Origin of the sequence: Rhizobium sp. CG5 (genome assembly GCF_023701945.1) — a bacterium.
Taxonomy (GTDB): domain Bacteria; phylum Pseudomonadota; class Alphaproteobacteria; order Rhizobiales; family Rhizobiaceae; genus Allorhizobium.
In genome coordinates this window covers 315,675-341,074 of record NZ_JABAEF010000001.1, presented here as the reverse complement: position 1 = coordinate 341,074, position 25,400 = coordinate 315,675, and the positions used below count along the sequence as shown (strand labels likewise).

Genomic DNA, 25,400 nt, shown 5'->3' with positions numbered 1-25,400 from the left:
CTGGCGAAACGGTGGGTGTGGAAGGCCCGGTTGCCATCAGGCAATCGCCAGCAAGCTGTTGAATTCGGCCCGAATGGTCGCCTCATCGGCGCCGTCATCGAACCCAAACGCCGCTTCGACGGCCTGCGCCCGCGCCAGCGCCCGGCCGGACAGCACCGGCACATGGGCCGCAACGTCCTTCATCTCGTCCATGATGCCGTGGCAATGCAGCACAATGTCGCCACCGGCAGCGATAAAGGCCTTGGCCCGCTCGCCCATCGAGCCTTTCAGGGCATTCATCGACAGATCATCGGTCATCAGCAGCCCCTCAAAACCGATAGACCCGCGGATGATGTCCGACATCACGGTCTTCGATGCGGTCGCCGGAAAATCCGGGTCGATGTCGGAATATACCACATGGCCGACCATCGCCATCAATTCCTTGTTGAGGCGCTTGAACGGCGCAAAATCATGGGTCTCCAACTCGGCACGCGGCGTCGGCACGATCGGCAATTCAAAATGCGAATCCGCCATGCCACGGCCATGGCCGGGAATATGCTTCATCACCGGCAGCATGCCGCCGGCCTTGAGCCCCTTGGCCGCCGCCTCGCCCATCTCGCCGACCGTCACCGGATCATTGCCATAGGCCCGCGATCCGATCACATTGCTGGCCCCTTCGATCGGCACGTCGAGAACCGGCAGGCAATCGACATTGATGCCCAGACGCAGCAGATCGAAGGCATGCAGACGCGACAATAGCCACGCGGCGCGCAGGCCCTTGTCACGGTCCTGGCGGTAGAGATCGCCGAGATCGGTGCCGGAAGGATAGCGCGGGATCATCGGCTCGCGGATGCGTTGCACCCGGCCCCCCTCCTGATCGATCAGAACAGGCGCATTGCGCCCGCCGACCGTGTCGCGCATCGCCGCGACCAGATCGGTGATCTGCGCCGGCTCCGACAGGTTGCGGGTAAAGACGATGAACCCCCAGGGCTGTTCGTCCCGATAGAAGGCAATCTCGTCGGCGGAGAGGGAAAGGCCGGTACAGCCCAGGATCATTGCTTTTGATTCGCTCATGCCCGAATCATAAAAGCCTGCGGCAAGGTCCCGAAAGGCTGAACTGACGGTCATGCACAGAAAAATGGCGAAAACCCCAAAGGGATTTCCGCCATTCGTAAAATTCAGGGACTTTAAAGCTTACCGCGCCACAAGGCAGCTGCCGCCGGCGGCCCGATAACGCTCGCACATCGCAACGGCATCCGCCTTGCTGCCGGCCGGAATGCGCACGCGGTAGAACGTGCCCTTGCCGGCGATATCGGCCTGCTTGATATCGACACCCTTGCCGCCGATCACGCCGGAGAATTTCGCCGACAGGCTCTGATAGGACTTCTGCGCCTCGGCCTGCGATGGCAGCGAGGCGATCTGGATCACATATCCGCCCGCAGGCACGGCTGCCGTGGCGGCAGGTGGCGTTGCCTGGGGTGCGGCCGCGGCCCGTTGGGCCGGCTGCTGAACCGCTGGCGCAACATTGCCTTGTTCGGTAACCCGACCCACGACATTGACCGGCTGCTCGGCTGGCCGAGCGGTCGGGACCGGCATGCGCGGAGCAGGCGTCGCAGCGGGTGCCGCGGCAGCCGGCGCTTCCGTTTGTATAGCGGCTTCGGTTGCTTGCCCGACCGGCACCGTCTGGACGGTGGTCGCCGGAGCGGCAGTGCCGTCAACCGGCGCAGAATTCACGGCAGGCGTCGCCGCCGGCAATTCGGCCTGCGGCAAGGCCGCCGTCTCGGCCGGTGCTGGCGTCGTCTTGGCCGCAGGCGTCGCGGCGGGCTCCTGCGCAGGGACCTCCTGGGCCACCAGCGTGCCGTCCGGCTTGACGATCATGGTGCGCACCTTGCGCGGCGTAATCGTTACCGGATCAGCGGCGCCCGACTGTGCCTCTGCAGTTTCGGCGGTCTGGCCTGGCAACAAGCGCGGATCCTCGGTCTCGCCAACCGGTGTCGGCATGAACTCGGTATCGTCCTCGCCCTCAAGCGGCAATGTCTCGGGGATCAGCGTCTTCTGCACCACGTCGACCGGTTCCTCGTTCGACGAAATCAGGCTTTCCTGCTTCGGATCCTCGACGGCGGCACCGGCAACCCGGTCATACACCGCCTTGTCCTGGTTGGGCACGGATTTGCCGCCCTTGTTCTCCGGCACGACCTTGACCGGCTCCTTGTCGGCCATCACGACGCGCGGCTCGCCCGAGTTCATGACATTGCCGGCAGTGCCATTCATCCACGCATAGATCCCGCCGGCACCCAGCACGGCAACGGCTGCAACGGAGGCTGCCAGCAACCAGCCGCGCGAGCGCGGCCGGTCGTCGGACAGCAGCACCGGCTCATCGTCCTGCGGCAGGGGAATGCTGCTGCTGCGCCGTGCGGCAAAGGTCTGCGGCTCGTGCAGCGTCCGGCGAAAATCCTCTTCAAGGGCCCGCTCGAAATCGTCGAAATCATCGGCCGGCGAAGCCGCTGCCGGTTTGGCGGCGGCGACAGACGCAGCAGTCGCAACCGCGGCCGCTGCGGCAGGGGCTGTGCGCTGGTTGGCGCTGGTATCGGGCGTCGTATCGAACAGCGTGGCCAGTTCCGAATCGATGTCGATATCGTAGTCCTGCGGGAAGGAGACCGGCTCGGCAGCCTCGACCACCGGAAATTCCGGCACATCGACGGCGGAAATGGATTCGGGATGATCCTCCTGCTCGGAGATTTCCGAGGCGTCGAACGGCAGGACCGAATCGTCGCCGGCCGGCAGCCTGATGTCAGGCTCCGGCACGAAGGCAACCGGAACCGGGGCCGGCGCAACGACGCGGGGCGGCACGACAACGACGGGTGCTACCGGCGTAGCGGCGACAGGCTCGTCCTCGATGTCGAAATCATTCAGGTTGAGGTCGATATCATCGAGTTGCAGCTCGAACTCGCCATCGGCAAAGGGGTCGAACAGGTCGGCATCATCGGCAGCAGCCCGCCCGCCGGCGGCAACGGCGTCATCTTCGGCCGGCTCAACGACCCGGTAGGGAGAGGCGACGGTTTCGCTCTCGGCCAGTTCATCGGCAAAGCTGGACCGATCGCTCGGCTGCCAAGCCTGCGGTGCCGGTGCCGGCATCGCGGCGACGGCAGGAACAGGTGCTGGTGTCGCAACCGGTGCGGGTGCTGCCCGAGGTGCATCAAGCCCCGGCAGATCGTCCATCAGGCCATCGAAGCCAAAATCGTCCAGGGCGGGTTCCGGCGCCACATCGTCGAAAGCAGGCTCTCGCCTGGCAGCGTCCACCTCTTCGCGCTTCGGCTCGACGTCAGCGAACAGGGACGGCTCGGCGGACAAATCGAAATCGGCCGGCAGATCGAAGGACGGCTCGGCATCTAACGACGCCTCGGCGGGCGTCCAGCTGTCGATATCCGGCTCGACAGTCTCCGGCACAGGCACGGAAGCCACCGGCGCTGCCGCCATGTCAGGCTCGACCCGCGGCGTCTCGCGGCTCACCGGATGGAAATTGGCAATCGGCAGGCGAAAGCGGCCATAGCCCATCGGATCGCCGGTCGGCGTGGACTGCACGGTATCGCGCATCTCCGCTGCCCGCACCTCAGGCGCGCTGGTTTCGGCAATGGCCCATTCCAGTTCGTTGGCGAGGTCATCGACGACTTCCGGTTCGCCAGCCGCTACAGTGACAGGCTCGTCGGGCCAATAGGAGTCCGGCTCTTCATCGGCCGGCGCCGCATCGTCCTCGAAAGCCGCATAGGGAGCAGCCTCCTCGGCGACGGGCAGCAAGTCCTCAAGGTCATCTTCAACCGGGGCGACGGGCTGAACGACGGGGGCCACATAGGCCGGACGAACAGCCGGAGCGTCATAGGTCGCGAATTCGCGCAGCAGCTCGTCTTCGAGATTGAAGGCTGCAGCCGTCTCGATGACCGGGGCTTCGGGTTCGCGGGACGCGGGAGCATCATAGCCGACGATCCGGGCGAGCTCTGCCAGCGGATCGTCGTCCGCGAAAGCATTGCTTCCCAGATCTCTGTTATACGTGGCCTGCTTTTGCACCATCACTTGGATTCCACTCACTTACGCAACAAGACGCATGCCAGCGCAATGTGGGGAAATGGTGACAGTACTATCGCATCTCCAGCGGAGCGTCCGTGCCTGTTATGGACAGCCCGGACTTCAATACGGAGGCGACAGCATGCACCAGTCCAAGTCTGGCAATGCTCAATTGTCGGTTTTTATCGTTAACAAATCGTAATTCCGGATGATCTTTACCTTTATTCCAATGGGCATGGAACGAACTTGCCAGATCATAGAGGTAAAAAGCAACCCGATGCGGCTCCTGTGACTGGGCGGCAGCATCGATAATGCGCGGGTATTCTGCCACTTTGGCGACCAGCTGGATCTCGGCCGGGTCGAGGATCTCGCCGACGGCCGCCGCCAGCTCTGACGGCTGCGGATCGAAATCGCCGAACGCTTCACGCGCCTGCCGCAACACCGACATGCAGCGCGCATGGGCATATTGCACGTAAAAGACCGGATTGTCTTTCGACTGTTCCGTCACCTTGGCAAAGTCGAAGTCGAGCGGCTCCGAACTCTTGCGATAGATCATCATGAAGCGGACGGAATCCCGCCCGACCTCTTCAACGACCTCGCGCAGCGTGACGAAATCGCCAGAGCGCTTCGACATCTTCACCGGTTCGCCATTGCGATAGAGCTTCACCAACTGGCAGAGCAGCACCGTCAGCTTGGATTTGCCTTCCGACACAGCCCGCGCCACGGCCTCCAGCCGCTTGACGTAGCCGCCATGGTCGGCGCCCAGCACATAGATCATCTCGCTGAAGCCGCGGTCGTACTTGTCCTTGAAATAGGCAACGTCCGCCGCAAAATAGGTATAGCTGCCATCCGACTTGATCAACGGGCGATCGATATCATCCCCCACCTCGGTCGAGCGGAACAGGGTCTGCTCGCGGTCTTCCCAATCTTCCGGCAATTGCCCCTTCGGCGGCGGCAGGGTGCCGCGATAGACATGGCCCTTGAAGGTCAGGTCGTTGATCGCCGTGCGGATCGGTGCGGCGCCATTGGCGTGCAGCGTGCGCTCCGAGAAGAACACGTCATGGTGCACATTGAGCATGGCCAGATCCTCGCGGATCATCACCATCATGGCGGCGATGGCGCGATCCTTGACGATCTCCATCCACTGCTCTTCCGGCATGCCGCGCAGCCTCGTGCCATATTCTTCCGCCAGCGTCCCGCCGATCGCCACGAGATAATCGCCGGGATAGAGGCCGGCCGGGATTTCGCCGATCGTCTCGCCCAGCGCTTCGCGGTAGCGCAGGAATACCGACCGGGCCAGCACGTCAATCTGCGCGCCGGCATCGTTGATGTAATATTCCTTGGTGACGTCATAGCCCGAAAAGGCCATCAGATTGGCCAGCGTATCGCCAACGACAGCACCCCGGCAATGGCCGACATGCATCGGGCCGGTCGGGTTTGCCGAGACATATTCGACATTGACCTTGCGGCCCTTGCCGAGCGTCGAGCGTCCGTAATCGGTCCCCGCCAGGATCATCGAGGCCAGCAGCCGCTGCCAGTAGGCGGTCGACAGGCGGATATTGATGAAGCCGGGACCCGCCACCGAAACCTCGGCAACGTCAGGATCTTCCTTGAGCTTTTCGCCGATGATCTCGGCCAGCGCCCGCGGATTGGTGCCCAGCGGCTTGGCCAGCACCATCGCCGCATTGGTAGCAGCGTCGCCATGGCTGGAATCGCGCGGCGGCTCGACGACGATCCGGTCGAAGCTGATCTCTGACCGTCGTTCTTTCACGATATCAATATGTTCAAGAGCATTCTTGATTCGATGTTCGAAATCGGCAAACAGATTCATATCGTTGTTCCACGCGCGCTGATCCGAGCGACGGCGCCTGACGCCTCGCTTCGTTGCCGCTGCCTATCGCAAATCGGGAGTCTGGTCAAACAAACGCCTGTGGGTATTCACGGCATACGTGTCCGTCATGCCGGCCAGGTAATCCCCGACATGGCGGGCCTTGGCGGGGGTCTCCAGTCCGGCAATGTGCTTGACCCAGTAGTGGCTCTGCATCAGTTCGGGATCGGCCATATAGGCATGAAACAGGTCGCAGACGATCTGCGCCGCGCCGGCCCGAATCCGCATGATATCGGGATGGCGATAGATGCGGCTGAACAGCAGTTTCTTGATCTGCCGGTCGGTTTCGGCCATCTCGGGCGAAAACGTGACGATCGTCTGGCCGGCATCGCGGATATCCTGGGCGCAAAGCGGCTTGACGGCTTTGAGGCGGTCCTGCGCCACCGAAATGACGTCCTCGACCATGCGAGTGATCTGCCGGCGCATCATTTCATGGGTAAAGCGGTCATCCTCCAGACCCGGATACCGGTCGCGCACTTCGGCCATCAGCCCCGCCAGAAACGGCACGTCCTCCAGCATCTCGAAGCTGAGATAGCCCGAGCGCAGGCCATCGTCGATGTCATGGGTATTATAGGCGATATCGTCGGCCACCGCCGCCGCCTGGGCCTCAAGGCTGGCAAAACTGGAAAGCTCCAGATCGTGAACCGCACAATAGTCGAGGATCGGCAGAGGCACCGGGCCGCGCGCCCCCTCGCCCGTCTTGGTCAGCAGCGGCCCATTGTGCTTGACCAGCCCCTCCAGCGTCTCCCAGGTCAGATTGAGGCCATCGAATTCGGCATAGCGCCGCTCAAGCTTGGTGACGATCCGCAGCGACTGGGCGTTGTGATCGAAGCCGCCAAAGGGCTTCAGCATCTCGTCGAGCGCATCCTCGCCGGTATGGCCGAACGGCGTATGGCCGAAATCGTGGACCAGCGCCACGCCTTCGGCCAGGTCCTCATCGATCTTGAAGGCGCGCGCCAGCGCGCGCGCAATCTGCGCCACCTCGATCGTATGGGTCAGGCGTGTGCGATAATGGTCGCCATCCGGCCCGATGAACACCTGCGTCTTGTGCTTCAGCCGCCGGAAGGCCGTGGTATGGACGATGCGGTCGCGGTCGCGCTGGAAATCGGAGCGGGTCGGGCTGGACGGTTCGGGAAACAGTCGGCCGCGCGTCGTCCAGGGATCGGCCGCATAGATGGCGCGCTGGCCGAAACCGAAACCGAGTGCATTTTTATCAATCGTCATTGCCTGTCCTGCTATCTGCCCATTGACGCCGCCGTCGCGCATTCATACCTATAGACGAACCGCTGCAAGCGTCGGCACGCTTTGCCCACTATATAGTATCAATATGGCAACGCGTCTTGACCGGAGCTTGATTCCCCTGCTGCGGCATCTCTTTTTCTGCGGGCCTTGAACCCGACAGGAGGCAAAATGACGGATGTAAACGTAACGGTATCGGACGCCGCCGCCAAGCGGATCGCCGCGATCGTCGCTGCTGAAAGCGAAAAAAGCGCCCTGCGCGTCTCGGTCGAAGGCGGAGGCTGTTCGGGCTTTTCCTACAAGTTCGATCTGGACGGCGCACCACAGGATGGCGACCTGGTGATCGAGCGCAATGGCGCCAAGCTTTTGATCGATCCGGTGTCCCTGATCTACATGGCAGGCTCGGAAATCGACTTCGTCGACAACCTGCTCGGCCAGTCCTTTCAGATCAAGAACCCCAACGCCGTCGCCAGTTGCGGCTGCGGCACCAGCTTCTCGGTTTGATCCAGGCTCACCCGCCTTCATAAGGCTTCGATATCAATCGTGCAAAAGCGCGGTGTACCGTTGGCGAAGCGGCGGCAAACCCCTATTGTCGCGACACCGGCCGTCCGATGACGGCCTAGCGAAGCTTGCCTGAAAAGGGTCGAGACATGAAGATTGCCACCTGGAACATCAACGGCGTTAAAGCGCGCATCGCCAATCTGTGCCAATGGCTGGAAAGCTCCGCTCCCGACATCGCCTGCCTCCAGGAAATCAAATCCGTCGATGAGGGATTCCCGCGGGCCGAGATCGAGGCGCTCGGCTATCACGTCGAAACCCATGGCCAGAAAGGCTTCAACGGGGTCGCCCTGCTGTCGAAGATCCGGCCTGACGAGATCAACCGCGGCCTGCCCGGCGACGATCTCGACGAACAGGCGCGTTTCATCGAGGGTGTGTTTTCCGTACAAGGCGGCGTCTTGCGCGTCTGCTCGCTCTACCTGCCGAACGGCAACCCACCCGATGATCCGGTGAAATACCCCTACAAGCTGGCCTGGATGGAGCGACTGCAACGGTTTGCGGAAGGTCGGCTGGCGCTGGAAGAACCCTTCATCCTGGCGGGCGATTATAACGTCATTCCCCAGCCGCACGACTGCCACGACCCAGCGGTCTGGGCCGGCGATGCGCTGTTTCTGCCGGCCACCCGTCAGGCCTTCCAGCGCCTGGAAAGCCTAGGACTGACCGACGCAGTGCGCGCCACCTGCGACACCGTTCCGCTCTATTCGTTCTGGGATTATCAGGCCGGCGCCTGGCAGAAGAACAACGGCATCCGCATCGACCATTTGATGCTGTCGCCGGAGGCCGCAGACCGGCTGCAATCAGCGCAGATCGAAAAGCATGTGCGCAGCTGGGAAAAGCCGTCGGACCATGTTCCGGTCACGGCCCATTTCGATTTTGCGGCCTGAGAGGCCCGCGAAAACAGCGAAATGATGTTGAAACCGGCGGCCCGAGGGGCGCCGGGGTTTATTCGACTTCGGTGAAGATCTGCGGCGCCAGGGCCACCGCCACGCGGCGGTCCTGTTCGTCGGCGAGCGAAAATGCCCGCTCCTGCATGTCCTGGATCCACAGGCAATCCTTCGGGCTGCATTTGTCGATGGCAGCCGTCATGAAGGCCAGACCACGCACCGCCTGGCCCTCCTGGAACAGCACATTGCCGAACACCGCCATGGCACCCGCATGGCCGCTCTTGCGCGCCAGGTTCAGCCATTTCTTGGCCTGCTGCACATTGGCCTTGCCGCCCTCGCCGGCCAGGATCATCCGCGCCAGCTGGAACTGCGCTTCGGCGAAACCGAAGGTCGACGCAGCCTGGAAATAAAGCTGGCGGGCCTGGGCCAGGTCGACGCCGACCGGGCTGCCGGGAATGCCCTGGTGGTAGTAATGGGCCAGCGACAGCAGCGCATTGACGAAATAGACCGTATCTTCCGAACCCGGCTCGACGCCCTGGCTGGCGATTTCCGAATAGATCTTGAAGGCCTCGAAATCGTTCTGCACCACGCCGTCGCCATCGGCATACATATTGGCAAGCGCCCAGCGCGAGCCGGTATGGCCCTTCTCGGCAGCATAACGATAAGCTTCGACGGCCTCCTCCTTCTGACCCTTCTTGTGGGCGTTGAAGCCGAACTTGAAGAGATCGAAGGGACCGGATTCACGGCTGACGCCGGCATTGATATCGAAGGCATGGGCGGCGGTATTGCTCAACACGGACAGAACCGCGGAGCACAACAGCATGGCCGGCAGCTTCCAGTCAGATTTCACCATGTTTCCGTTTGTCTTCCAGTTTGCCGCAAACATTACGAAGAGATCCCAGTTTGAAATGCACGCATTTCCACAGTCTTAAAAGCGATACATGAAGACTCATGAACACCGCGTTCACGCCCAAAAACAGCGCCACCGAACGCGATCGCCATGTCTAGAAACATAGCGAGTCTTTCAGGCAACACTGCGACTGCACATCCCTTGCCTGCGCAAGCTTGCCCGTACTGGTTCGCGACGTGGCGTCCCAGCCCGGAATTCCTTGAATCTTTGGATGTATTACCCGCGAACGCGCCCCAACTTTACTCAGATACACTGCAAAACCCCGGTCTCTCGCCATTTCCGACCTCATCGCTGCGCTTCGTTTGTGGCGGGAAATGGACAAATCGGGCCCAACCGGGACGGGTCAGCGACGATAGAGCAAGTGTTGCAATTTAATCACAAGAACAGGAGTGTTCGCCAAATCCGCACAGCAGAAAGCCCGGCATGCCGGGCTCTCTCGTCTTGATAATGTTCGCCGTTACTCGGACAATCCGGGCGTCAGCAATGGCGGTCCTGCGGCGATCAGAATGAGATCTTGTAGGAGGCGCTTACAGCATAGGCCCAGTCGGCGTCGGCCGTCGCGTCGAAGTCAGCACCATCTGTGACGCTCTGCTCTCCTTCGGTCAGATAGGAGACCGCGCCGCCCAAACGCAGCACGCCGGGCCCAGCCTTGATCTGTGTTCCAGCACCCAGCGTCCAAGTATCGGTGACGATATCCGCACCGGTCCCGACACCGCGGTCCCAGGTCAAGCTCAGTGCGCCGGAAACCTTATCCGTGAACGTATGTCCGACACCACCGGTGATCGTCCAACCGTCACGCCAGAAGAAGTTCTTCTCCAGATCGCCAAGGCCGTCGATGGTATAGTTCAGGGTCTGGAGAACACTCCAGTCTGTCCACTTGACCGAACCGAAGGCCAGCCAGCCGGGCGCGATGCCGCTCTGAAGGTTGAGTTCGAGAGACTGTGGCAGCGAGCCATAGCCGGTCGCGTCCAGGACCGATCCCGTTGGAATGCCGATCGCTGCAAGCGTCGAAGTGGACGTGAATGTGCCGGAGGCCTCATGATCGATCTGCGAACGATACATGATCTCGGCGCGAAGAGCATATTCGGTAATATCGTAAGCGGCACCCAGGCGATATCCGAATGCGCTGGAATCTTCCATTTCCAACGTTCCGAAATCCTTGACCTCCGTATAGGAGAACGATTCCGTGAATACGCCGCCCAGCAAGTGGAGCCTGCCCTTGCCGGCTGCGAAACTGATGTCGCAGGTTCCGCCGATTTCATCGGTGTCGAAGCTTGCTTCCTTGACGGCATTGCCGCCCAACAAGCCCGTTATGCCACCTGCGGCGATATCCGCAGTTCGGTCAGCGGCCTGAGCCTGCTCGCCATAGGTCGAATCCGCACCGAACGGCTGCGTGTAAGTCGCAGCGCAAGAGAAATTCTCCGACACCCGAAATTTCGCCGCAAAGGACGGAATGCCGTAGTTGTCGGTGAATGCGTCATCGGTACCAGACGCGCCATTGACCGTGTCATATCCTCGATCAGGCATGACATAGACATATCCGCCGCGAAGAACGACCGTGCCATCTTCGTAGAGGATATCGGTGTCGGCGTCGCCTCTGGAGAATCCCCCCGCTTGAACCGATGTCACCACCGCACAAGCGCCCATCAGGCTCAGTAAGCCTGTTCTAATAATTGTGTTTGCCATTTGTCTCCCCACTCCAGGCATGTCGATGATTTGAGTTTAGTCATGTCGTCAGGAATAACAATCATTGCTTTGCCGGGCCTGACCTCCAACACTCGTCCATTGACTTACGTAAACTGCCGGACAGCACCGGCTTTACCGGCCTCATTTGGATCAAAATTCCGCCACAATCGAAACGGACGCCAAATATTAGAAATTAATTCCCGAAGCTGCTACTGATGTAACCAATTTGGCACACAACAGCGTTTGTGCGACACATTCATATTTTGGGCATAAATGCCGCCAAAAATCTGGGATTATGATGTGATTGACCGCCGAATCACGCGGTGAGTTCGGAAACGCTGGCGTTATGACACTTTTTGGCGACGCTTGCGCCGCGCTTGAGGCCGCTGCCGCGGTTTGCGGCGCACCATTTTTCAGGAATAATTTTGCGCACGCGTTGCGTGCGGCTGAAAAGGCATGCGCCCGGTCGGCGCACGCCTGCTTCAGGTTTCAGCCCGCTTCGCTGACCCGCGCCAGCGCCGTGAGCAGCGAGGCTTTCTGCACCTCAAGTTCGGCGTAACGCTCGCGCTCGGCCGCCACCACGTCGGGATTGGCATTGGCCACGAACTTTTCATTGCCAAGCTTGGAGCCGATGCGGCTCATCTCCTGATCGGTCTTGGCAATCGCCTTTTCAAGCCGCGCCGTCTCAGCCGCCACGTCGATCAGACTGCCGAGCGGCAGGCAGGCCGTCGCCTCGCCAATCACCACCTGTGCGGCACCGCGCGGCGCCTCGTTGGCAAGGGCGATGCTCTCCACACGCGCCAGCCGCTTGATCGACACCTCGTGGCGCAGCAACCGCTCGCGGGTGACGCCATTGGCCGCCACCACCACCAGCGGCGCGATCGCACCCGGCGGCACATTCATCTCCGAGCGCACGGAGCGAATACCCGACACCAGTTCGATCAGCCAGTTGATATCGGCAGCGGCGATATCGTCGGCAAAATCAGGCGCCGGCCAATCGGCGTGGCACAGCAACCGGTCGCGCTCCGCTCCGGCATCCGCCGTATGGGCCCACAGTTCTTCGGTCATGAAGGGCATGAAGGGATGCAGCAGCTTGTAGGTCTCTTCCAGCACATAGGCGGCACAAGCCTGCGCCTCGGTCTTCGCGACCTCGTCCTCGCCCATGAAAATGGGCTTGAGCAATTCCAGATACCAGTCGCAGAACTGGTTCCACACGAAACGATAAAGCGCGCTTGCCGCATCGTTGAAGCGGAAATTCTCGATCGCCTCGGTGACGTCGCGCTCGGTGCGGGCCAGTTCGGTCAGGATCCAGCGATTAATGGCAAGCGTCGTTGCTTCGGGAAGGAAATGCGGATCGCTCTTGACGCCGTTCATCTCGGCAAAGCGCGTTGCGTTCCACAGCTTGGTGCCGAAATTGCGATAGCCGGCAATGCGGGCCGGGTCGAGCTTCACGTCGCGTCCCTGCGCCGCCATGATCGCCAGCGTGAAACGCAGCGCGTCGGCGCCATATTCGTCGATCAGTTCGAGCGGGTCGATGACATTGCCCTTCGACTTCGACATCTTCTGGCCGTTCTTGTCGCGAACCAGCGCATGCACATAGACCGTGCTGAAGGGCTCGACCGGATTGCCTTCCTCGTCCTTCATGAAGTGCAGGCCCATCATCATCATCCGGGCGACCCAGAAGAAGATGATGTCGAAACCCGTTACCAGCACATCGGTCGGATAATAGCGTGCCAGTTCCGGCGTCTGTTCCGGCCAGCCGAGCGTCGAGAAGGGCCACAGCGCCGACGAGAACCAGGTGTCGAGCACATCCTCGTCGCGGGTCAGGATTTCGCCCGGCTCGAAATTTTCAAGCTTTTCCTCGACCCAGGCCTTCCAGGGACCTTCATGGGAGATGTAGTGCTGGATGGCGGCATGCAATGCCTCCTCCTCGGTCTTCTCGACGAAGACCTGACCGTCCGGGCCGTACCAGGCCGGAATCTGGTGACCCCACCACAGCTGGCGCGAAATGCACCATGGCTCGATGTTTTCCATCCAGTCGAAATAGGTCTTTTCCCAATTCTTCGGCACGAAATTGGTGCGGCCTTCCTTGACCGAGGCGATGGCCGGCTGGGCCAGCGTCTTGGCGTCGGCAAACCACTGGTCGGTCAGCATCGGCTCGATGACCACGCCGGAGCGGTCGCCGAACGGCTGCATGATCTTCTTGTTCTCGACATAGGGAATGTCGTTGCCTTCGGCGTCCTTGACGGTCACCGCCAGGCCCTCGGCATTGATGGCATCGACGATCAGCTTGCGCGCCGCATACCGGTCGAGACCGCGATAGTCATCGGGAACCAGATTGATCGCATCGACCTCGGCCTCGTTCGGAACATGGCCCGACCTGGCAATCTCCAGGGCCTGCGCCGCATAGAAGCCATAGGGCTCGCCGTCCGAACGCATCTGCGCCAGGCCGTCCATCAGCCGGTACAGCGGAATATTGTTGCGGCGGGCGACCTGGTAGTCGTTGAAATCATGGGCGCCGGTGATCTTCACCGCGCCGGAGCCGAAGGTCGGATCGGGATATTCGTCGGTGATGATCGGGATCAGGCGGCGATGTTCCTTCGGCCCGACCGGGATTTCGCAGAGCTTGCCGACGATCGAGGCATAACGCGCATCCGACGGATGAACGGCAACGGCACCGTCGCCGAGCATGGTTTCCGGACGGGTGGTGGCGATGGAAATGTAATTGCGCTCTTCCTGCAGCACGACGTTTCCGTCGGCATCCTTCTCGATATAGGTATAGGTTTCGCCACCGGCCAGCGGATACTTGAAGTGCCACATATGGCCTTCAACTTCCTTGTTCTCGACCTCGAGATCGGAAATTGCCGTTTCGAATTTCGGATCCCAGTTGACCAGCCGCTTGCCGCGATAGATCAGGCCGTCCTTGTAGAGCGAAACGAACACTTCGAGAACCGCCTCGGACAGGCCCTCGTCCATGGTAAAGCGCTCGCGCGACCAGTCGCAGGAAGCGCCGAGACGTTTCAGCTGGTTGAAGATCAACCCGCCGGATTCGTCCTTCCACTCCCAGACCTTCTCGATAAAGGCCTCTCGGCCCATGTCGCGCCGGGTGATGTTCCGGCCGTTTTCGGCCAGCTTGCGCTCGACCACCATCTGGGTCGCGATGCCGGCATGGTCCATGCCCGGCTGCCACAGCACGTCCTTGCCGCGCATGCGCTCGAAGCGCACCATGATGTCCTGCAGCGTGTTGTTCAGCGCATGGCCCATGTGCAGCGAACCGGTCACGTTCGGCGGCGGAATGACGATCGTGAAGGTGTCGGCGCCCGGCTTGGCATTGGCTCCGGCGCGAAACGCGTCGGCTTCGTCCCAAGCCTTGGCAATCTTCGGTTCGACGGCGGCGGAATCATAGGTCTTTTCGAGCATTTTAGGACCAAGCATTTGATGAAGTTGACCGGGTCTGTAAACCGGACGCGCCTGCCAGTGTCAACAAGAAAGCCGCCCCGGTGCCCGGAGCGGCTGTCTTGTCACATCTTTGCGGCGGGCTGGCGGTGCGCTTTATCGGCGCGGACCGCGGGCGATCCGCTCGATCTCTTCGCGCACCAGGCGCTCGACCAGCGTCGGCAGATTGTCGTCAAGCCAGTCCTGCAGCATCGGCCGCAGCATCTCTTCCGCCATTTCGTCGAGCGAGCGGCGCTGCGTGCCGTCGACGGCAGCCGCCAGTTCGCCGAACGAGCGGGCGACCTGCTCGCCGGTTGCCAGCGACAGCAGACCTTTGGGCTCAGAAAGCTCGGAACGAGCCAGCGTATGCTGGAAGCTCTCGGTCTCCTGCCGCGGTGCGGATGGGATTTCGGCGGACGAGACGGAGACGGTCTCGACCTGCACAAGCTGGACCGACGCCGTCTGTTGCGGCGCCGTGCCGCGCAGTTCGGCCATACGCGCAGTCAGTACCGGATTTACTGCGGAATTTTCGTTGGCCTGGACCGGGATCGAGGCGGCCTGAACCGGCATCGGCGTGGCGACAGGCGGGTGATCCGCGACGCGCTCGGACGCGGCGCGGACGCGCGCCGCAAGATCGGCCAGCGACACGCTCTTCTGGGCGGACCGCTCCTGTTCGGCGACGGGTTCCTCGCGACGCTCCTGGGCGCCGACCGGCATGTAAGAATCCATCATGCCATTGGCCGCCGAGATCATAGGCTCGCCGTCTTCGTCGTCATCCACAGTCAGGTGAATTTCGTCGCCGGTCTCATCCTCGTCACCGCCGTAGAGCGGCGGCATGGACCCACCGAGGCCCTTGGCAGCGCCAGGCTCGTTGCTCTCGATGATCCGGCGGATCGACGCGAGGATTTCTTCCATCGACGGTTCACGCGATACACTTGGCTGAGCCATTCTTATCCCCGTTACATTCTGGAATTTCAGGCGCCCGGCACTTGGGGCGGATGATTCGGTTTCAACTTAGGATACGCTTTCCGGGAATAAAATCACCGCCGCAAACTGATTCGCTTTGATACACAGCTTTGTTGCATCGCGGTTAACGGCCGAAGTCAGCGTCCGTCGACGGTGCGAAGACCGAACCAGGCATCCTTGACCGCCTCGTAATGCTCTTCCGAGCGGTATTCCGCCACTTCGAGCCCCTGGGTCAGAACCGTCAGCCTGCCGCTCGCCGCCAGGACCGAATAGCTCGCCACCACGGAATTGCGCTGGTAGCCGACCAGGCTTTCCTTGGCCTCCAGCACGTTCTGCTGGGCGTTCAGCACATCGAGCGTGGTCTTCTGGCCGACATTGCGCTCCTGGATGACCCCTTCGAGCGCCAGATTGGCGGCGCTCTGCTGCTTGCGCGCCGCCGCAATGCCGGCGATGGCCGCTTCCATCTGGGCATAGGCCGAGACCACCTGCTGGCGAACCTCGGCACGGGTCGAGTCCACCTGGATCCGTTGTTGGCCGAGGCTCTCCTTGGCCTGGCGGATCCGGCCGAATTCCGCGCCGCCCTGATAGATCGGGATGCGGAGCTGCGCGGTCAGCGTTCCCCCGTCATAGTCATTGTTTGAATCGAGCCATGTGCTCGCCTCGTTCGTCCAGTTGCGCGATACATTGCCCTGGAGGACGACCCCCGGCAGCAAGGTGCCCTCAGCCGATTTGACGTCATACCCTGCGGCATTGACCGCGTGCAGTGCCGACAGCACCGACGGATGTTCGCGAATGCCAATGGCGACCGCGCTCTCGACATCGGGCGGCAGGGATTTGCTGGCCGGTGCCGGCTGCTTGATCCCGCTCGGCGTGTCGCCGACGGTTTGCACATAGGTCGCCTCGCTCTGCTTCAACTGCGCAATGGCAGCCGCCAGCAGCGCCTCCGATGCGGCCAGCTGCGCCTCCGCCTGGCTGACATCGGTCCGGGTGCCCTCGCCAACCTGCAGCCGCGCATTGGCGGCTTTCAACTGCTCGCGCAGGAACTGCAGGTTCTGCTTGCGAATGACGACGATCTGCTGGTCGCGCGCGACATCGCTATAGGCCTGGGCGGCCGCCAGAAGAATGGACATCTCGTTGGCCCGCAGGTTTTCGCGGCTGGACAGCACGCCGGATTCGGCGGAGCGAACATTGTTCAGCGTCTGGAAACCGTCAAAGATCTGCTGCGTGATCGTCAGCCCGCCGCTCGCCGTCTGATAGTCGTAGCCGGTGCCACTGTTGAAGCCGTTTTTTGCATAGCTATAACCGCCTATCGAGGTGCCCGTTATCGTGGCGCTGATCTGCGGCCGCATATCGGCCTTGGCAATGGTGACATTCTCGTCGGAGGCCCGAAGGGCTGCACGCACGGCGTTGAGATCGGGATTGTTCTGGTAGGCCTTGGCCATCGCCCCGAAGATGGTTTCCGCCGAAACCGGGCGGGATATCAGGAGGACGGGCGCAAGCGCAGCGGCAAAGGCGGTTTTTCGAATGATCGACACGTCTCTCAACTCCACGCTCCAGATCGGATTTGCCAAAGCGACCGGATCATCCGGCGCCAACGGGTCGGAGCGACCGTCGCCCACTCCTCAGCAATCGCTGATTCGCGCCCGATCCGTTAACAAAATCCTAACACCTTGATGAGCCGGGGAAACGCCAACCGCAACCGCTGCGGCAGGCTCAGGCGGGAGAAACCACAGAAAAGTTGCTATCCAGCAACAAACGGAAACAGGCCGACACCGCTCAGTTTGGCAGTATCGGCCCGTGGTTCAACCCTTTGACGATGAAACGGCAGCGCTCAGAAGACGAATTCGGCCGCCTGGCGGAAGCCTGGAAGCGGCTTGACCGCGGCATTGAAGAAGGCGCTCTGCGAGGTCGTGCCGCCGGACCGCTCGAACACCTTGGCGCGCGCCGCATGACCGTAACCGACCACGGCAACCAGCCGGCCGCCTTCGCGCAACTGGCCCAGTAGGCTTTCGGGAACCGATTCCACGGCACCGTTGACGAAGATCAGGTCGTAAGGGGCCTCGTCGGCATAGCCGGCTTCCAGGCTGCCCGTCACGACAGCGACATTGTCATAGCCGAGCTCGGAAAGGGTGGCGCTTGCCTTGGCGGCCAGTTGTTCGTCGCATTCGACTGCGACGACCGAGCCGGCCAGCAGCGACAGCAAGGCGGCCGTATATCCGCCGCCACAGCCGATTTCCAGAACCACGTCGTCCCTGCCGATTTCTGCCAGCTGCAGAAGCTTGGCCAGCGGCGACGGCTCCATCAGATAGCGCGGCGGAAACCCGTTCGCGGCCGGCGCAATCTGCAGGTCTTCATCGATATAAGCGAGTTGCTTCAGGTTTGCCGGCACGAAAGCCTCGCGCGGCACCGTCAAGAACGCGGTGAGAACCGAATACGACGTCACATCGGTCGTGCGGATCTGGCTGTCGACCATCTTTTGGCGTGCTGCTTCGAAGTCCATCATTTTTGTCGTCCCAATACCAGCCGGCCGATCTCACGCCGGATTGCAATCGTCTAGGTGTCTTAATTGCAGCCGCAGCGCCTTTCAAGGCTTCCCGCATCGCTTCCGCTAAAATCGACGAAAACGCTGTATAACGGTCAAACGGCAGGCCGCTTCGGGAAAAAAACTGGCGGCAGAGAACGAAGCCCCTTGCGCTCAACCTTGATCCGTTCTAAACGCCCGTCACCGCTCGCTTTTGACTATCGGAATGGCCTCGTGGCGGAGTGGTGACGCAGAGGACTGCAAATCCTTGCACCCCGGTTCGATTCCGGGCGAGGCCTCCATTCCCTTTATTTCCAAAAATAAGCCTTTGAAATTGTTGTGATATTTCATCAGGTGTGGCAGTCGGAACCGTACCGCCGCGTGAGGTGTGGCAATCTGTTCACCTGTCACCCCCAAACTCATCTCCCTTGACTCTCCGTACCAAGAATTCAAATAGGATGTCAGAGATCCACATCGCCGACACGCCGATCAGAAATGCGGTCGCATGTTCGGCTGCTATCCCATCTGCCGGCAAAGGCCAGCGCACAGCGTTCAGGTAGTGCACGGATGGCGAGGTTAGGTACGCCGCTGCCAGCGCGCCGCAGATCGGCGATGCCACCATTTCGCGAATCTTGTAGCGGCGGCGCGACATTGCCCGCAAAACCCCGCCCGATAGACCCGCAACCAGGACACTTGTCTTGATGCCTAAAAATTCAAGGATCTCGGCAGCTGTCATGATTGCTCCTGTATTGAAGAGGAATTCGAGCACGATGGGGAAATATCCAGACGACACCTTCGGCGCACTGGTCGAGAACCGCATGACGATGGCCGGCCATTGCGCGGCCTGCGAGGCCTATCGCGACATAGACCTGACCGCGATCGAGCCGACACGGGTCTACATCAACGCCCGGTTCAAATGCCGTGATTGCGGCAGCCAGGTGCAGATCTATATCTCCGGCGCCGCCAGCTCCGGCCAGGGCGGCCGGTTCGGGTGACACCCCCACATGTTCTTAGGGTGTGGGGTCAGCCTTGGGGAAGCCCGTCGAGCATATGCCGCACCATCGCCTGAGCCTGCGTTGCGTCGAGCAGGTTGGTTCCAGATGGCTCATGCTTCATGGGATGGGCGGTGTGTTCGTTGAACCTCCGCTTGAAACTGATGCCGCCGTCCGGGTTGAATTCCTCGGGAAGCTTCCAAGCGAGGAAGCGGTTGACCATGTGTTTGATCTGATCTTCGGTCATGATGATTCCTTTTGTTCTTAGGGTGTGGGGGATCGCAGCGGACTACCCATAAGGTTCTTCCGCTTCAAGTAGTCCAGCGCTTGCGCCCTGATTTGCTGGTCTTCAGGTATGTAGCGGACGAGTTTGCGGACTAGCATCGCTAAATCGTCCACCTGTTTTTCAGTTTCAGACTTGGGCTCCAGGCTTGTCAGCATGACTTCCACACACCGTCTTGCAGCCAACCGTGCCAGTGACCAACATGATGGACACTCGGCATCAGCGTTGGCGCGTCGAGCGAGCCGTTCCACTCCCAGGACGGACCATCGGCGGGCTTGAAATTCTTGCCCACATTGAGCAGTCCGATGCGACCGCAAGGGCAAGGACAGCAATACCAGAACGAAGTTTCGCCATCGCTGTCGACATCGCCGATCATGAAGCTGCCGGCCTTCCGCTCTTCATGGAAGGCAGTCTTTTCCAGATGCACGGCTGCAACTGGCGAGGTCGAGACTTCGCTCATGACACTTCCTTTTTATGTGAGGGTGTGGGGTTAACCGAACGTCGCTTGCTTGTAAGCAATCGCCGCCTGCGCGATCAGCTCGTGGCCCTGCGGCGCGGGATGCAGGCCTACCTGATCGCCAACATAGGTTGTCCCGATCACCGCCCCGGAATTAAGCCCCGAAACAGTAACGCCTTGCCGCAGGGTCACGGTATACGGTCCCGATCCGCTGATGCCGCGCACCCACGTTGCGCCGCTCGATGATGCGGCGTTGAGCACAAGCATCGTGTCATACGGCGGCGCCGTCGTGAGGCTGATCGTTGTTGCGCCTGAGGTGTAATTTGCGGCCAGCGTATAGGTCGCAGTGCTCAACTTGGTCTTGTCGCGGTTGGTCGTCAGGTCGTACGAGTAATAATCGCGGGTCGGAAACACCCCGGCGATATCCGAAAAATACCCCGACGCCAGGTCGTCGGCAAATTGCCAGCGATAGCCGGTTGGGTAGTTATCGCCGTTGGTCGTCGGGTTTTGTCCGCCAAGCGTCGTCGCCCAGTTGCTGGAGCCAGGACGTGGGATGATATCGAAATGGTAGAGCGGTGCGGCCGCATTGCCCCAATGGCGGCTGAGCTGGCGCAGCATTGCAAAATAGCCCGTGAAGAACGATCGATAGTTGGCATCCAGAACGCCGCTATTGTTGTAGTGATCTGTGCTTAGGTGAGTATAGGGCCGATTTGGCACCAACTGCATCAGCTGCAGCTTGTACGACTGGTCGCTTGCCGGATAGATCTCAGACGCGCCCATGCCGGGCACGCTCATGATGCAGCAGGGCATTCTGCGCGATGCAATATCATCATCAAAGGTGCGTTGGACAAAGCCCATAGAGAGATATTTCGTGGCGAGATAGACCTCGTTTTCATTTTTGCCCCAGGTCTTACTATCGCCGTTATGCAGCCAGACAGGTCGATCCAATGGGCTTGTTGGCTTGGCCACGACGAAGGCCGGGCAATATCCAGCGCCGCTAATCCGAGCATCGGTCCCGGTCGGTTTTGTGCTAGCGGTCAATTGAGATGCCAGCGATGACGCCCCGCCGACACAGGCCTCTACACTCGCCACAGTCCTAAACGGCGCGGTTTGTGCCGTCGCTTGCGACGGCGGAATACTGACGATCATCTGCGCGCCAGCGGCAACATAATAGGCAAGCCGGATCTGCATGCGGCTATTCGCGGGCACGTCGGTTGTAAAAATGACGTCATCCAAAAAAGCGCCGACGCCAGGTGTCATGGTGAAGGATGACTGTCCATTAAGGGTCGCCGTCTTATCCTGCCAAGACCCTTGAAACGCCTGAAGATGAACCCCCTCGAAATGCACGTCATTGGGCGCTGCGAACATCCCGGCAGATGACTGAGCGGTATAGTGCGCGGGCAACGCGATCCGGAAATGATTGCAGGCATAGGGTGGCGAGTAAAATTCGAAAACCGAGATCTGATATTCGAGACCGGCCGGAACCGCTCCAACATTCGAGGGAGTGCGAAACCGGCTTGACGCGAAATAATACCCCATCAGGTCGATCGGCCGCACACCCTTATTCAGGGCGGCACCCACTCCGTATCGAAATCCAAACTCGAATGACATCAGCGTGCCCCTTGCGTTTCGAATGCCGCGATCACCGCCGCCTTGGCGGCATCGCGCTGTTTGCAGTCGGCCAGCGCCCGGCGGTCCTGCCCCCACAGCCGCCATTGATCATCCTGGCCAACCCCCTTGGGGATCAGCACAGGATCCACGCAACCGACCTTGACCGACGGTGAGGCCGTGGCCAGTTTCGGGCGCGTATCAACGGCCGATACGGTTGAGAGCGTCTCGCACCCCGTCAGGCAGATCAGGCTGGCAAGCACCACCAGTTTTTGCGTCATTGCGGGTCTTCTCCTTTTTCAGCTCGGTATCAAGGTCGGCCTCGGCAATGGCCGTTTCGGTCATGGCGTTGATCATCTTCGTCTCGGCCGCATCGATCGCCCCTTGCGCCACCTGGCGCTCAGCCTCGCGCTTGATGTCCTCGCGCCGCTGCTTTTCCTGCCAGACCAGCCGTTCCGACAAAGCGCCGGCCTGCCGCGCCTCCGAGACGGCGGCAAGGTGCCAGACCGCGCCGGCGACGATCGCCGCCAGCACCAGCGCCCCGCGCCATCCGCCGATCAGTGTCCAGATCGCCGCGATCACGGCTGCCCCTCCCGCCGGATCCCATCAAGGATCTCGCGCGCCTTGTTCTTGTCGTCCCAGGAAGCAAAGCCGAGATAGCCGCCGGCCACCACGATGATGATCCCCAGGGCCGCCTGCACCACAGCCAGCACCACCATGTCATTGCCGCCGATCATCAGCGCGGCAAACAGCATGCCCAGGCAGGAAATGATGATCGTGAACACCATCAGCCGCCGATATTTCCAGCCTCGCTCCATGATCACGCCTCGTTCCGGGTCTCGAACAGCGCTGACCCGTCCGCCAGCACGGCGCCAGCGTCCGTGTCGATCGCCGAACCCGGCCAGCGGCAGCCGTCTTTGCGCAGCCGCGTCTTGGCAATGCGCGACACGGTGATGCTGTCGGCCTGGTTGCCGCCCAGCACATGGAAATGCGTGGCATCTTCGGCCATGTAGAAGCCGATATGTCCCTGCCAGCCATCAGGCGATCCGCGCCAGAAGATCAGCACGGCGCCACGCCGCGGCGCGACGGCCTTGCCGAATGTCAGCCAGTTGATCGCGGCATAAGGGTTGGCAGGCAGCGGCTCGTCGGGCATGGCCAGCGCCAGGCAGGTCTGCACGAAATCCCCGCACCACGGCACCTTGGCTGGATCACCCACCGTGCCGCCGTCGCTTTTCAGGAACTCCCGCAGGCTGGCATTCTCGCGCCGCTCATGCAGCCCCTTCATCCGCAGCGCCACGTCCATCCAGGGCGCCACATCAGGGCTTTCTGATGGCTTGACCATTGCCCCGCCGAAAAGCGCACGCAGCGTAGCCGGCCCGACAATGCCATCCACCTCGAGGTGATTGAGCGTCTGAAACCGCTTGACCGCATTAATCGTCATCCGCCCGCGAATGCCGTCGACCGGGCCGGGATCCAAGCCCAGCTCCGCCAACCGCTTCTGGATATCCAGAGTGGTTTTCATGATGATGTCCTTTTGTGGAGAGTGAGGAGTACGTTCCGCCATCTTGACGCGATACGGCGATCTGGCATTGTGACGCGCACAACGATTGGGTGGTAAGATTATGCGCAAGCATGCAATGGTGGCGGCCATTCTGGCCTGGGCTCTGCCGGCAGAAGCCGATGACGTCTATGTCGGTGGGTCTTTCAGCGGCGGCGCATTGACTAACTTGGAAAGTTGGTACGATGAATTTTCGCCGCTATCCGCCGGGATAGTGATCGGCAAGGAATTTGACCTGGATGGCGGCTATTTTATTGCCCCTGAAGCATCACTGAGATTCGGCCTGAACGATCCGACGATCCTGCAGTATGACGATCCTGCCATAAGTTATCGCGAGACAGTAAGGGAACGGATCGCGGCTGAAGTCTCCCTTCGGTTTGGCCGAAGGTTCGGGTCATTGTCCGCCTTTTCATTTGCAGGGGTCGGCCTGTCCCATCTCGCCACCACGGGGGAATGGTACAATTTCTTCGGCGTGCAAAGCACTGATGTTAACGTGATAAACTCTCCCACCTTGAGCTTTGGCGCCGGCCTGCAATACGATTTTTCCCGCACCTTCATGCGACTGGATATTGAGGCTCGCCACTTCACCAAGCCGGATTACATGGATCTCGATCAGGTCAATCTTCGCACCGTGATTGGCATCCGCTTCTAGGGCCAGGTAAATCCCGGCAGCTCCGCCACGAATGCCTCGATCGACGGCTGCGCCCGCGTTCCCGCCAGGACCGCGTCCAGTTCTGTCGTGGCATAGGTCCAGACTGCCGAGCGCCATGTGAACAGCGCGTTGGCCTCTGCGGCAAACTGCGGGTTCGGATCATCGCGATAGCTGACAGCGGTTTGGATACCGTCATACAGACGCTCTTTCGCAGTCGCGTCCATATGCGCCTGGATCGCCGCGGAATAGGCGTTGATCAGGGCAGCGCGGGCGGTAGCTTGCTTCTGCTCAGCCGTGATGATGGTCGCTTGCGATACGGTCCACGTCATGGTCATGCCTCTCCGGTTGCGGTCGGCAGCAGGACAATGCCGTCCGGTGGATCGATGATCGGCTCGGGAAATGCCACCGATGGCAAAGGTGCCGGCCCGTGCGGCAGGATCAGCGTCAGATGCAGCGACCCGGAAACCCGCTCCACCGGCCCGACGATCCATGCGCACGGGATCTCCCCTGCGGGAATGGTCGCGCCATCGGGCAGATTCGTGAAGTCGAACGTCGCGCCGTTGACCGTGAGAATATCGCCCATCTTGTGGATGGCCAATCCGTCGTCCCTGCGCTGCGGACTCAGTGATATTTGCATCGTACGATCCTTTTCTTAAAACCATCGGCCAACGGCAATCGCACTAGCATTTCTTGATGTGCTCGATGCTGGGGCCCACATATTGAGCGCCGCTTGGGTTGCGCTGATCGTGCGGACAGAGATCCAATGAGATGCGGAGTTGTTTTGTCCACTAGGCGACACACTTGGAGAGCCGACAAATGGCGCCGGAAAAGTCCATTGCGCGAACCCGTCTGAGGCGCTTGATGCTCGGTAAACAGACCCAGAGGACAGGCTGATATCCCCAGTGAAGGCCGGCGAAGTGCAGATCTGCGTTCCATCAGCAAAGCGTGCATATTCGCCGTTGCTATTGCTGCCCCTCTCGACAATCGCCCCAGTTGGCGTTCCCGAGCTTTGCGAAACCGTGCCCACGATATTCTGCATGACGGCCGTCGATGTGCCAGTCGATCGGATAAATTTCCCGGCCCCGCCGCTCAGTTCAAGGAGCGCGCGGGCATGTGCCGTCAAGGTGGCCAGCGCAGCCACTCCGGCTCCGGTATAATAGGCCACCTTGTCGGCGGCCGTCGTCAGGCCGGCGATCGCGGAAAGATTGCCATTGGCCAGCTGCTCCAGCAATTGCCGGGTCGCTTCCTGGACGCCGACCGAGCGCGGCGTCAGCTGGATCTCATAAGCCTCGCCCGATTGTGTCGTACCGGGCCAGATATGCGCCAGGGTCAGCGACGTATTGCTATTGACGCTGGCGATGCGGATCGGGAGACCCTTGTGCGTCCCAAACAGGTCGCCGGGCTGCAGCACATTGAGCCAGCTTGTTCCGGATCCCGTCACGGCCGTCCCGGCATTGGCGACCGAGGCTGTGCCAGTGGAATAGTAAGTCGGAAGCGCCATCAGTCCGTCTCCTCTTTATCGGCCTTCAGCCGGGCGTTCTCCGACTGCAGGCGCATCACATCGTCTTGGATGCGCTGCAGTTCCAAAGCCATCTCGTCGACCGCCGAGGCCAGGATGGCGCAGCGCTGCTTTAGGATCTGCTCCCGCAGCTCGGATTCGCGAAGGGCCGCAGTCGCACTGATGCGCACGGTCTGGCCGTCTGCCGATGGTTCAGTCATGGCGTT

At 61.0% G+C, this 25,400-nt stretch carries 25 protein-coding genes, 1 tRNA gene and 2 pseudogenes; 5 read left to right on the top strand and 23 right to left on the bottom strand.

The window, feature by feature from the left end; translation table 11 throughout:
* Positions 1-36 precede the first annotated feature (36 nt).
* From nagZ to HGO38_RS01655, 4 genes are all read right to left on the bottom strand, one after another.
* The gene (gene nagZ / locus HGO38_RS01670; RefSeq protein ID WP_250954184.1) at positions 37-1,053 is read right to left on the bottom strand and encodes a beta-N-acetylhexosaminidase; all 1,017 of its coding nucleotides are present in this window, start codon (positions 1,051-1,053) and stop codon (positions 37-39) included.
* A 120-nt stretch (positions 1,054-1,173) separates the two neighbouring features.
* Positions 1,174-4,044 carry an SPOR domain-containing protein gene (locus tag HGO38_RS01665; protein ID WP_250954183.1) on the bottom strand — a complete coding sequence of 957 codons (2,871 nt, stop codon included), beginning with the start codon at positions 4,042-4,044 and terminating at the stop codon, positions 1,174-1,176.
* Between the two features lie 67 nt (positions 4,045-4,111).
* The gene (gene argS / locus HGO38_RS01660) at positions 4,112-5,869 is read right to left on the bottom strand and encodes an arginine--tRNA ligase (protein WP_250954182.1); all 1,758 of its coding nucleotides are present in this window, start codon (positions 5,867-5,869) and stop codon (positions 4,112-4,114) included.
* A 63-nt stretch (positions 5,870-5,932) separates the two neighbouring features.
* Entirely contained in the window at positions 5,933-7,150 is a 1,218-nt protein-coding gene (locus HGO38_RS01655) for a deoxyguanosinetriphosphate triphosphohydrolase (protein ID WP_250954181.1), read from the bottom strand.
* Between the two features lie 186 nt (positions 7,151-7,336).
* On the opposite strand from HGO38_RS01655, the gene erpA reads away from it, so the two are divergent.
* Together erpA and xth are read left to right on the top strand one after the other, a co-directional pair.
* Positions 7,337-7,669, top strand: coding sequence for an iron-sulfur cluster insertion protein ErpA (gene erpA, locus HGO38_RS01650; RefSeq protein ID WP_250954180.1), 333 nt, complete (start codon positions 7,337-7,339; stop codon positions 7,667-7,669).
* A gap of 146 nt (positions 7,670-7,815) precedes the next feature.
* Entirely contained in the window at positions 7,816-8,607 is a 792-nt protein-coding gene (gene xth / locus HGO38_RS01645; RefSeq protein ID WP_250954179.1) for an exodeoxyribonuclease III, read from the top strand.
* Positions 8,608-8,665: 58 nt separating this feature from the next.
* Here xth and exoR read toward each other — a convergent pair whose 3' ends face one another.
* The 7 genes and pseudogenes from exoR to HGO38_RS01615 form a co-directional block, all read right to left on the bottom strand.
* Positions 8,666-9,460 carry an exopolysaccharide production regulator ExoR gene (gene exoR / locus HGO38_RS01640; protein ID WP_284739281.1) on the bottom strand — a complete coding sequence of 265 codons (795 nt, stop codon included), beginning with the start codon at positions 9,458-9,460 and terminating at the stop codon, positions 8,666-8,668.
* 558 nt (positions 9,461-10,018) lie between these two features.
* Complete coding sequence (locus HGO38_RS01635) at positions 10,019-11,203, bottom strand: OmpP1/FadL family transporter (protein ID WP_250954178.1); 1,185 nt, start codon at positions 11,201-11,203, stop codon at positions 10,019-10,021.
* A gap of 489 nt (positions 11,204-11,692) precedes the next feature.
* Positions 11,693-14,623 (bottom strand): valine--tRNA ligase, encoded by a 2,931-nt coding sequence (locus HGO38_RS01630; RefSeq protein WP_250954177.1) that lies wholly within the window; start codon positions 14,621-14,623, stop codon positions 11,693-11,695.
* A 132-nt stretch (positions 14,624-14,755) separates the two neighbouring features.
* Positions 14,756-14,968: pseudogene (locus tag HGO38_RS31235) on the bottom strand (PopZ family protein); the annotation flags it as partial.
* 467 nt (positions 14,969-15,435) lie between these two features.
* Positions 15,436-15,586: pseudogene (locus tag HGO38_RS31230) on the bottom strand (DUF2497 domain-containing protein); the annotation flags it as partial.
* Between the two features lie 155 nt (positions 15,587-15,741).
* Positions 15,742-17,139, bottom strand: a complete 1,398-nt coding sequence (locus HGO38_RS01620; RefSeq protein WP_250954175.1) for a TolC family outer membrane protein — start codon at positions 17,137-17,139, stop codon at positions 15,742-15,744.
* A gap of 296 nt (positions 17,140-17,435) precedes the next feature.
* Positions 17,436-18,107, bottom strand: a complete 672-nt coding sequence (locus HGO38_RS01615) for a protein-L-isoaspartate O-methyltransferase family protein (RefSeq protein WP_502941479.1) — start codon at positions 18,105-18,107, stop codon at positions 17,436-17,438.
* Between the two features lie 246 nt (positions 18,108-18,353).
* On the opposite strand from HGO38_RS01615, the gene HGO38_RS01610 reads away from it, so the two are divergent.
* Positions 18,354-18,427, top strand: a tRNA-Cys gene (locus tag HGO38_RS01610).
* 98 nt (positions 18,428-18,525) lie between these two features.
* On the opposite strand, the gene HGO38_RS01605 is transcribed toward HGO38_RS01610, so the two are convergent.
* A complete protein-coding gene (locus HGO38_RS01605; RefSeq protein ID WP_250954174.1) occupies positions 18,526-18,861 on the bottom strand; it encodes a hypothetical protein in 336 nt (111 codons plus the stop codon).
* Between the two features lie 34 nt (positions 18,862-18,895).
* Between HGO38_RS01605 and HGO38_RS01600 the strand changes: the two genes are divergently transcribed.
* Positions 18,896-19,120, top strand: coding sequence for a hypothetical protein (locus HGO38_RS01600; RefSeq protein WP_250954173.1), 225 nt, complete (start codon positions 18,896-18,898; stop codon positions 19,118-19,120).
* 28 nt (positions 19,121-19,148) lie between these two features.
* Here HGO38_RS01600 and HGO38_RS01595 read toward each other — a convergent pair whose 3' ends face one another.
* The 7 genes from HGO38_RS01595 to HGO38_RS01565 form a co-directional block, all read right to left on the bottom strand.
* Positions 19,149-19,364 carry a hypothetical protein gene (locus tag HGO38_RS01595; RefSeq protein ID WP_250954172.1) on the bottom strand — a complete coding sequence of 72 codons (216 nt, stop codon included), beginning with the start codon at positions 19,362-19,364 and terminating at the stop codon, positions 19,149-19,151.
* Between the two features lie 187 nt (positions 19,365-19,551).
* On the bottom strand, positions 19,552-19,860 hold the full coding sequence (locus HGO38_RS01590; RefSeq protein ID WP_250954171.1) for a ubiquitination-like system serine protease family protein: 309 nt from the start codon (positions 19,858-19,860) through the stop codon (positions 19,552-19,554).
* 30 nt (positions 19,861-19,890) lie between these two features.
* A complete protein-coding gene (locus HGO38_RS01585) occupies positions 19,891-21,468 on the bottom strand; it encodes a hypothetical protein (protein WP_250954170.1) in 1,578 nt (525 codons plus the stop codon).
* Positions 21,468-21,617, bottom strand: a complete 150-nt coding sequence (locus tag HGO38_RS01580) for a hypothetical protein (RefSeq protein WP_250954169.1) — start codon at positions 21,615-21,617, stop codon at positions 21,468-21,470. The genes HGO38_RS01585 and HGO38_RS01580 overlap by 1 nt, the downstream gene beginning before the upstream one ends.
* A gap of 49 nt (positions 21,618-21,666) precedes the next feature.
* Complete coding sequence (locus HGO38_RS01575; protein WP_250954168.1) at positions 21,667-22,047, bottom strand: hypothetical protein; 381 nt, start codon at positions 22,045-22,047, stop codon at positions 21,667-21,669.
* A complete protein-coding gene (locus HGO38_RS01570) occupies positions 22,044-22,289 on the bottom strand; it encodes a hypothetical protein (RefSeq protein WP_250954167.1) in 246 nt (81 codons plus the stop codon). The genes HGO38_RS01575 and HGO38_RS01570 overlap by 4 nt, the downstream gene beginning before the upstream one ends.
* Positions 22,286-22,987 (bottom strand): NlpC/P60 family protein, encoded by a 702-nt coding sequence (locus HGO38_RS01565; RefSeq protein ID WP_250954166.1) that lies wholly within the window; start codon positions 22,985-22,987, stop codon positions 22,286-22,288. Before HGO38_RS01565 ends, HGO38_RS01570 begins: the two co-directional genes overlap by 4 nt.
* Positions 22,988-23,087: 100 nt before the next feature.
* Between HGO38_RS01565 and HGO38_RS01560 the strand changes: the two genes are divergently transcribed.
* On the top strand, positions 23,088-23,675 hold the full coding sequence (locus HGO38_RS01560; RefSeq protein WP_250954165.1) for a hypothetical protein: 588 nt from the start codon (positions 23,088-23,090) through the stop codon (positions 23,673-23,675).
* On the opposite strand, the gene HGO38_RS01555 is transcribed toward HGO38_RS01560, so the two are convergent.
* The 4 genes from HGO38_RS01555 to HGO38_RS01540 are packed head-to-tail and all read right to left on the bottom strand — an operon-like array spanning position 23,672 to position 25,394.
* The gene (locus tag HGO38_RS01555) at positions 23,672-24,004 is read right to left on the bottom strand and encodes a hypothetical protein (RefSeq protein WP_250954164.1); all 333 of its coding nucleotides are present in this window, start codon (positions 24,002-24,004) and stop codon (positions 23,672-23,674) included. The two genes, HGO38_RS01560 and HGO38_RS01555, sit on opposite strands and share 4 nt — an antisense overlap.
* Positions 24,005-24,006: 2 nt before the next feature.
* The gene (locus tag HGO38_RS01550) at positions 24,007-24,312 is read right to left on the bottom strand and encodes a hypothetical protein (protein WP_250954163.1); all 306 of its coding nucleotides are present in this window, start codon (positions 24,310-24,312) and stop codon (positions 24,007-24,009) included.
* A 15-nt stretch (positions 24,313-24,327) separates the two neighbouring features.
* Complete coding sequence (locus HGO38_RS01545) at positions 24,328-25,176, bottom strand: hypothetical protein (RefSeq protein ID WP_250954162.1); 849 nt, start codon at positions 25,174-25,176, stop codon at positions 24,328-24,330.
* Positions 25,176-25,394 (bottom strand): hypothetical protein, encoded by a 219-nt coding sequence (locus HGO38_RS01540; protein WP_250954161.1) that lies wholly within the window; start codon positions 25,392-25,394, stop codon positions 25,176-25,178. Before HGO38_RS01540 ends, HGO38_RS01545 begins: the two co-directional genes overlap by 1 nt.
* Positions 25,395-25,400 lie beyond the last annotated feature (6 nt).

Bases quoted from the DNA above. Each gene is read 5' to 3' on its own strand.
- HGO38_RS01655 (WP_250954181.1), bottom strand. From the start codon at position 7,150: ATGACGATTGATAAAAATGCACTCGGTTTCGGTTTCGGCCAGCGCGCC.
- erpA (WP_250954180.1), top strand. From the start codon at position 7,337: ATGACGGATGTAAACGTAACGGTATCGGACGCCGCCGCCAAGCGGATC.
- HGO38_RS01545 (WP_250954162.1), bottom strand. From the start codon at position 25,176: ATGGCGCTTCCGACTTACTATTCCACTGGCACAGCCTCGGTCGCCAAT.
- HGO38_RS01635 (WP_250954178.1), bottom strand. From the start codon at position 11,203: ATGGCAAACACAATTATTAGAACAGGCTTACTGAGCCTGATGGGCGCT.
- argS (WP_250954182.1), bottom strand. From the start codon at position 5,869: ATGAATCTGTTTGCCGATTTCGAACATCGAATCAAGAATGCTCTTGAA.
- HGO38_RS01555 (WP_250954164.1), bottom strand. From the start codon at position 24,004: ATGACGTGGACCGTATCGCAAGCGACCATCATCACGGCTGAGCAGAAG.
- HGO38_RS01600 (WP_250954173.1), top strand. From the start codon at position 18,896: ATGGGGAAATATCCAGACGACACCTTCGGCGCACTGGTCGAGAACCGC.
- HGO38_RS01605 (WP_250954174.1), bottom strand. From the start codon at position 18,861: ATGACAGCTGCCGAGATCCTTGAATTTTTAGGCATCAAGACAAGTGTC.
- HGO38_RS01560 (WP_250954165.1), top strand. From the start codon at position 23,088: ATGCGCAAGCATGCAATGGTGGCGGCCATTCTGGCCTGGGCTCTGCCG.
- exoR (WP_284739281.1), bottom strand. From the start codon at position 9,460: ATGGTGAAATCTGACTGGAAGCTGCCGGCCATGCTGTTGTGCTCCGCG.
- HGO38_RS01550 (WP_250954163.1), bottom strand. From the start codon at position 24,312: ATGCAAATATCACTGAGTCCGCAGCGCAGGGACGACGGATTGGCCATC.
- xth (WP_250954179.1), top strand. From the start codon at position 7,816: ATGAAGATTGCCACCTGGAACATCAACGGCGTTAAAGCGCGCATCGCC.
- nagZ (WP_250954184.1), bottom strand. From the start codon at position 1,053: ATGAGCGAATCAAAAGCAATGATCCTGGGCTGTACCGGCCTTTCCCTC.
- HGO38_RS01595 (WP_250954172.1), bottom strand. From the start codon at position 19,364: ATGACCGAAGATCAGATCAAACACATGGTCAACCGCTTCCTCGCTTGG.
- HGO38_RS01665 (WP_250954183.1), bottom strand. From the start codon at position 4,044: ATGGTGCAAAAGCAGGCCACGTATAACAGAGATCTGGGAAGCAATGCT.
- HGO38_RS01630 (WP_250954177.1), bottom strand. From the start codon at position 14,623: ATGCTCGAAAAGACCTATGATTCCGCCGCCGTCGAACCGAAGATTGCC.
- HGO38_RS01585 (WP_250954170.1), bottom strand. From the start codon at position 21,468: ATGTCATTCGAGTTTGGATTTCGATACGGAGTGGGTGCCGCCCTGAAT.
- HGO38_RS01590 (WP_250954171.1), bottom strand. From the start codon at position 19,860: ATGAGCGAAGTCTCGACCTCGCCAGTTGCAGCCGTGCATCTGGAAAAG.
- HGO38_RS01615 (WP_502941479.1), bottom strand. From the start codon at position 18,107: ATGATGGACTTCGAAGCAGCACGCCAAAAGATGGTCGACAGCCAGATC.
- HGO38_RS01565 (WP_250954166.1), bottom strand. From the start codon at position 22,987: ATGAAAACCACTCTGGATATCCAGAAGCGGTTGGCGGAGCTGGGCTTG.
- HGO38_RS01540 (WP_250954161.1), bottom strand. From the start codon at position 25,394: ATGACTGAACCATCGGCAGACGGCCAGACCGTGCGCATCAGTGCGACT.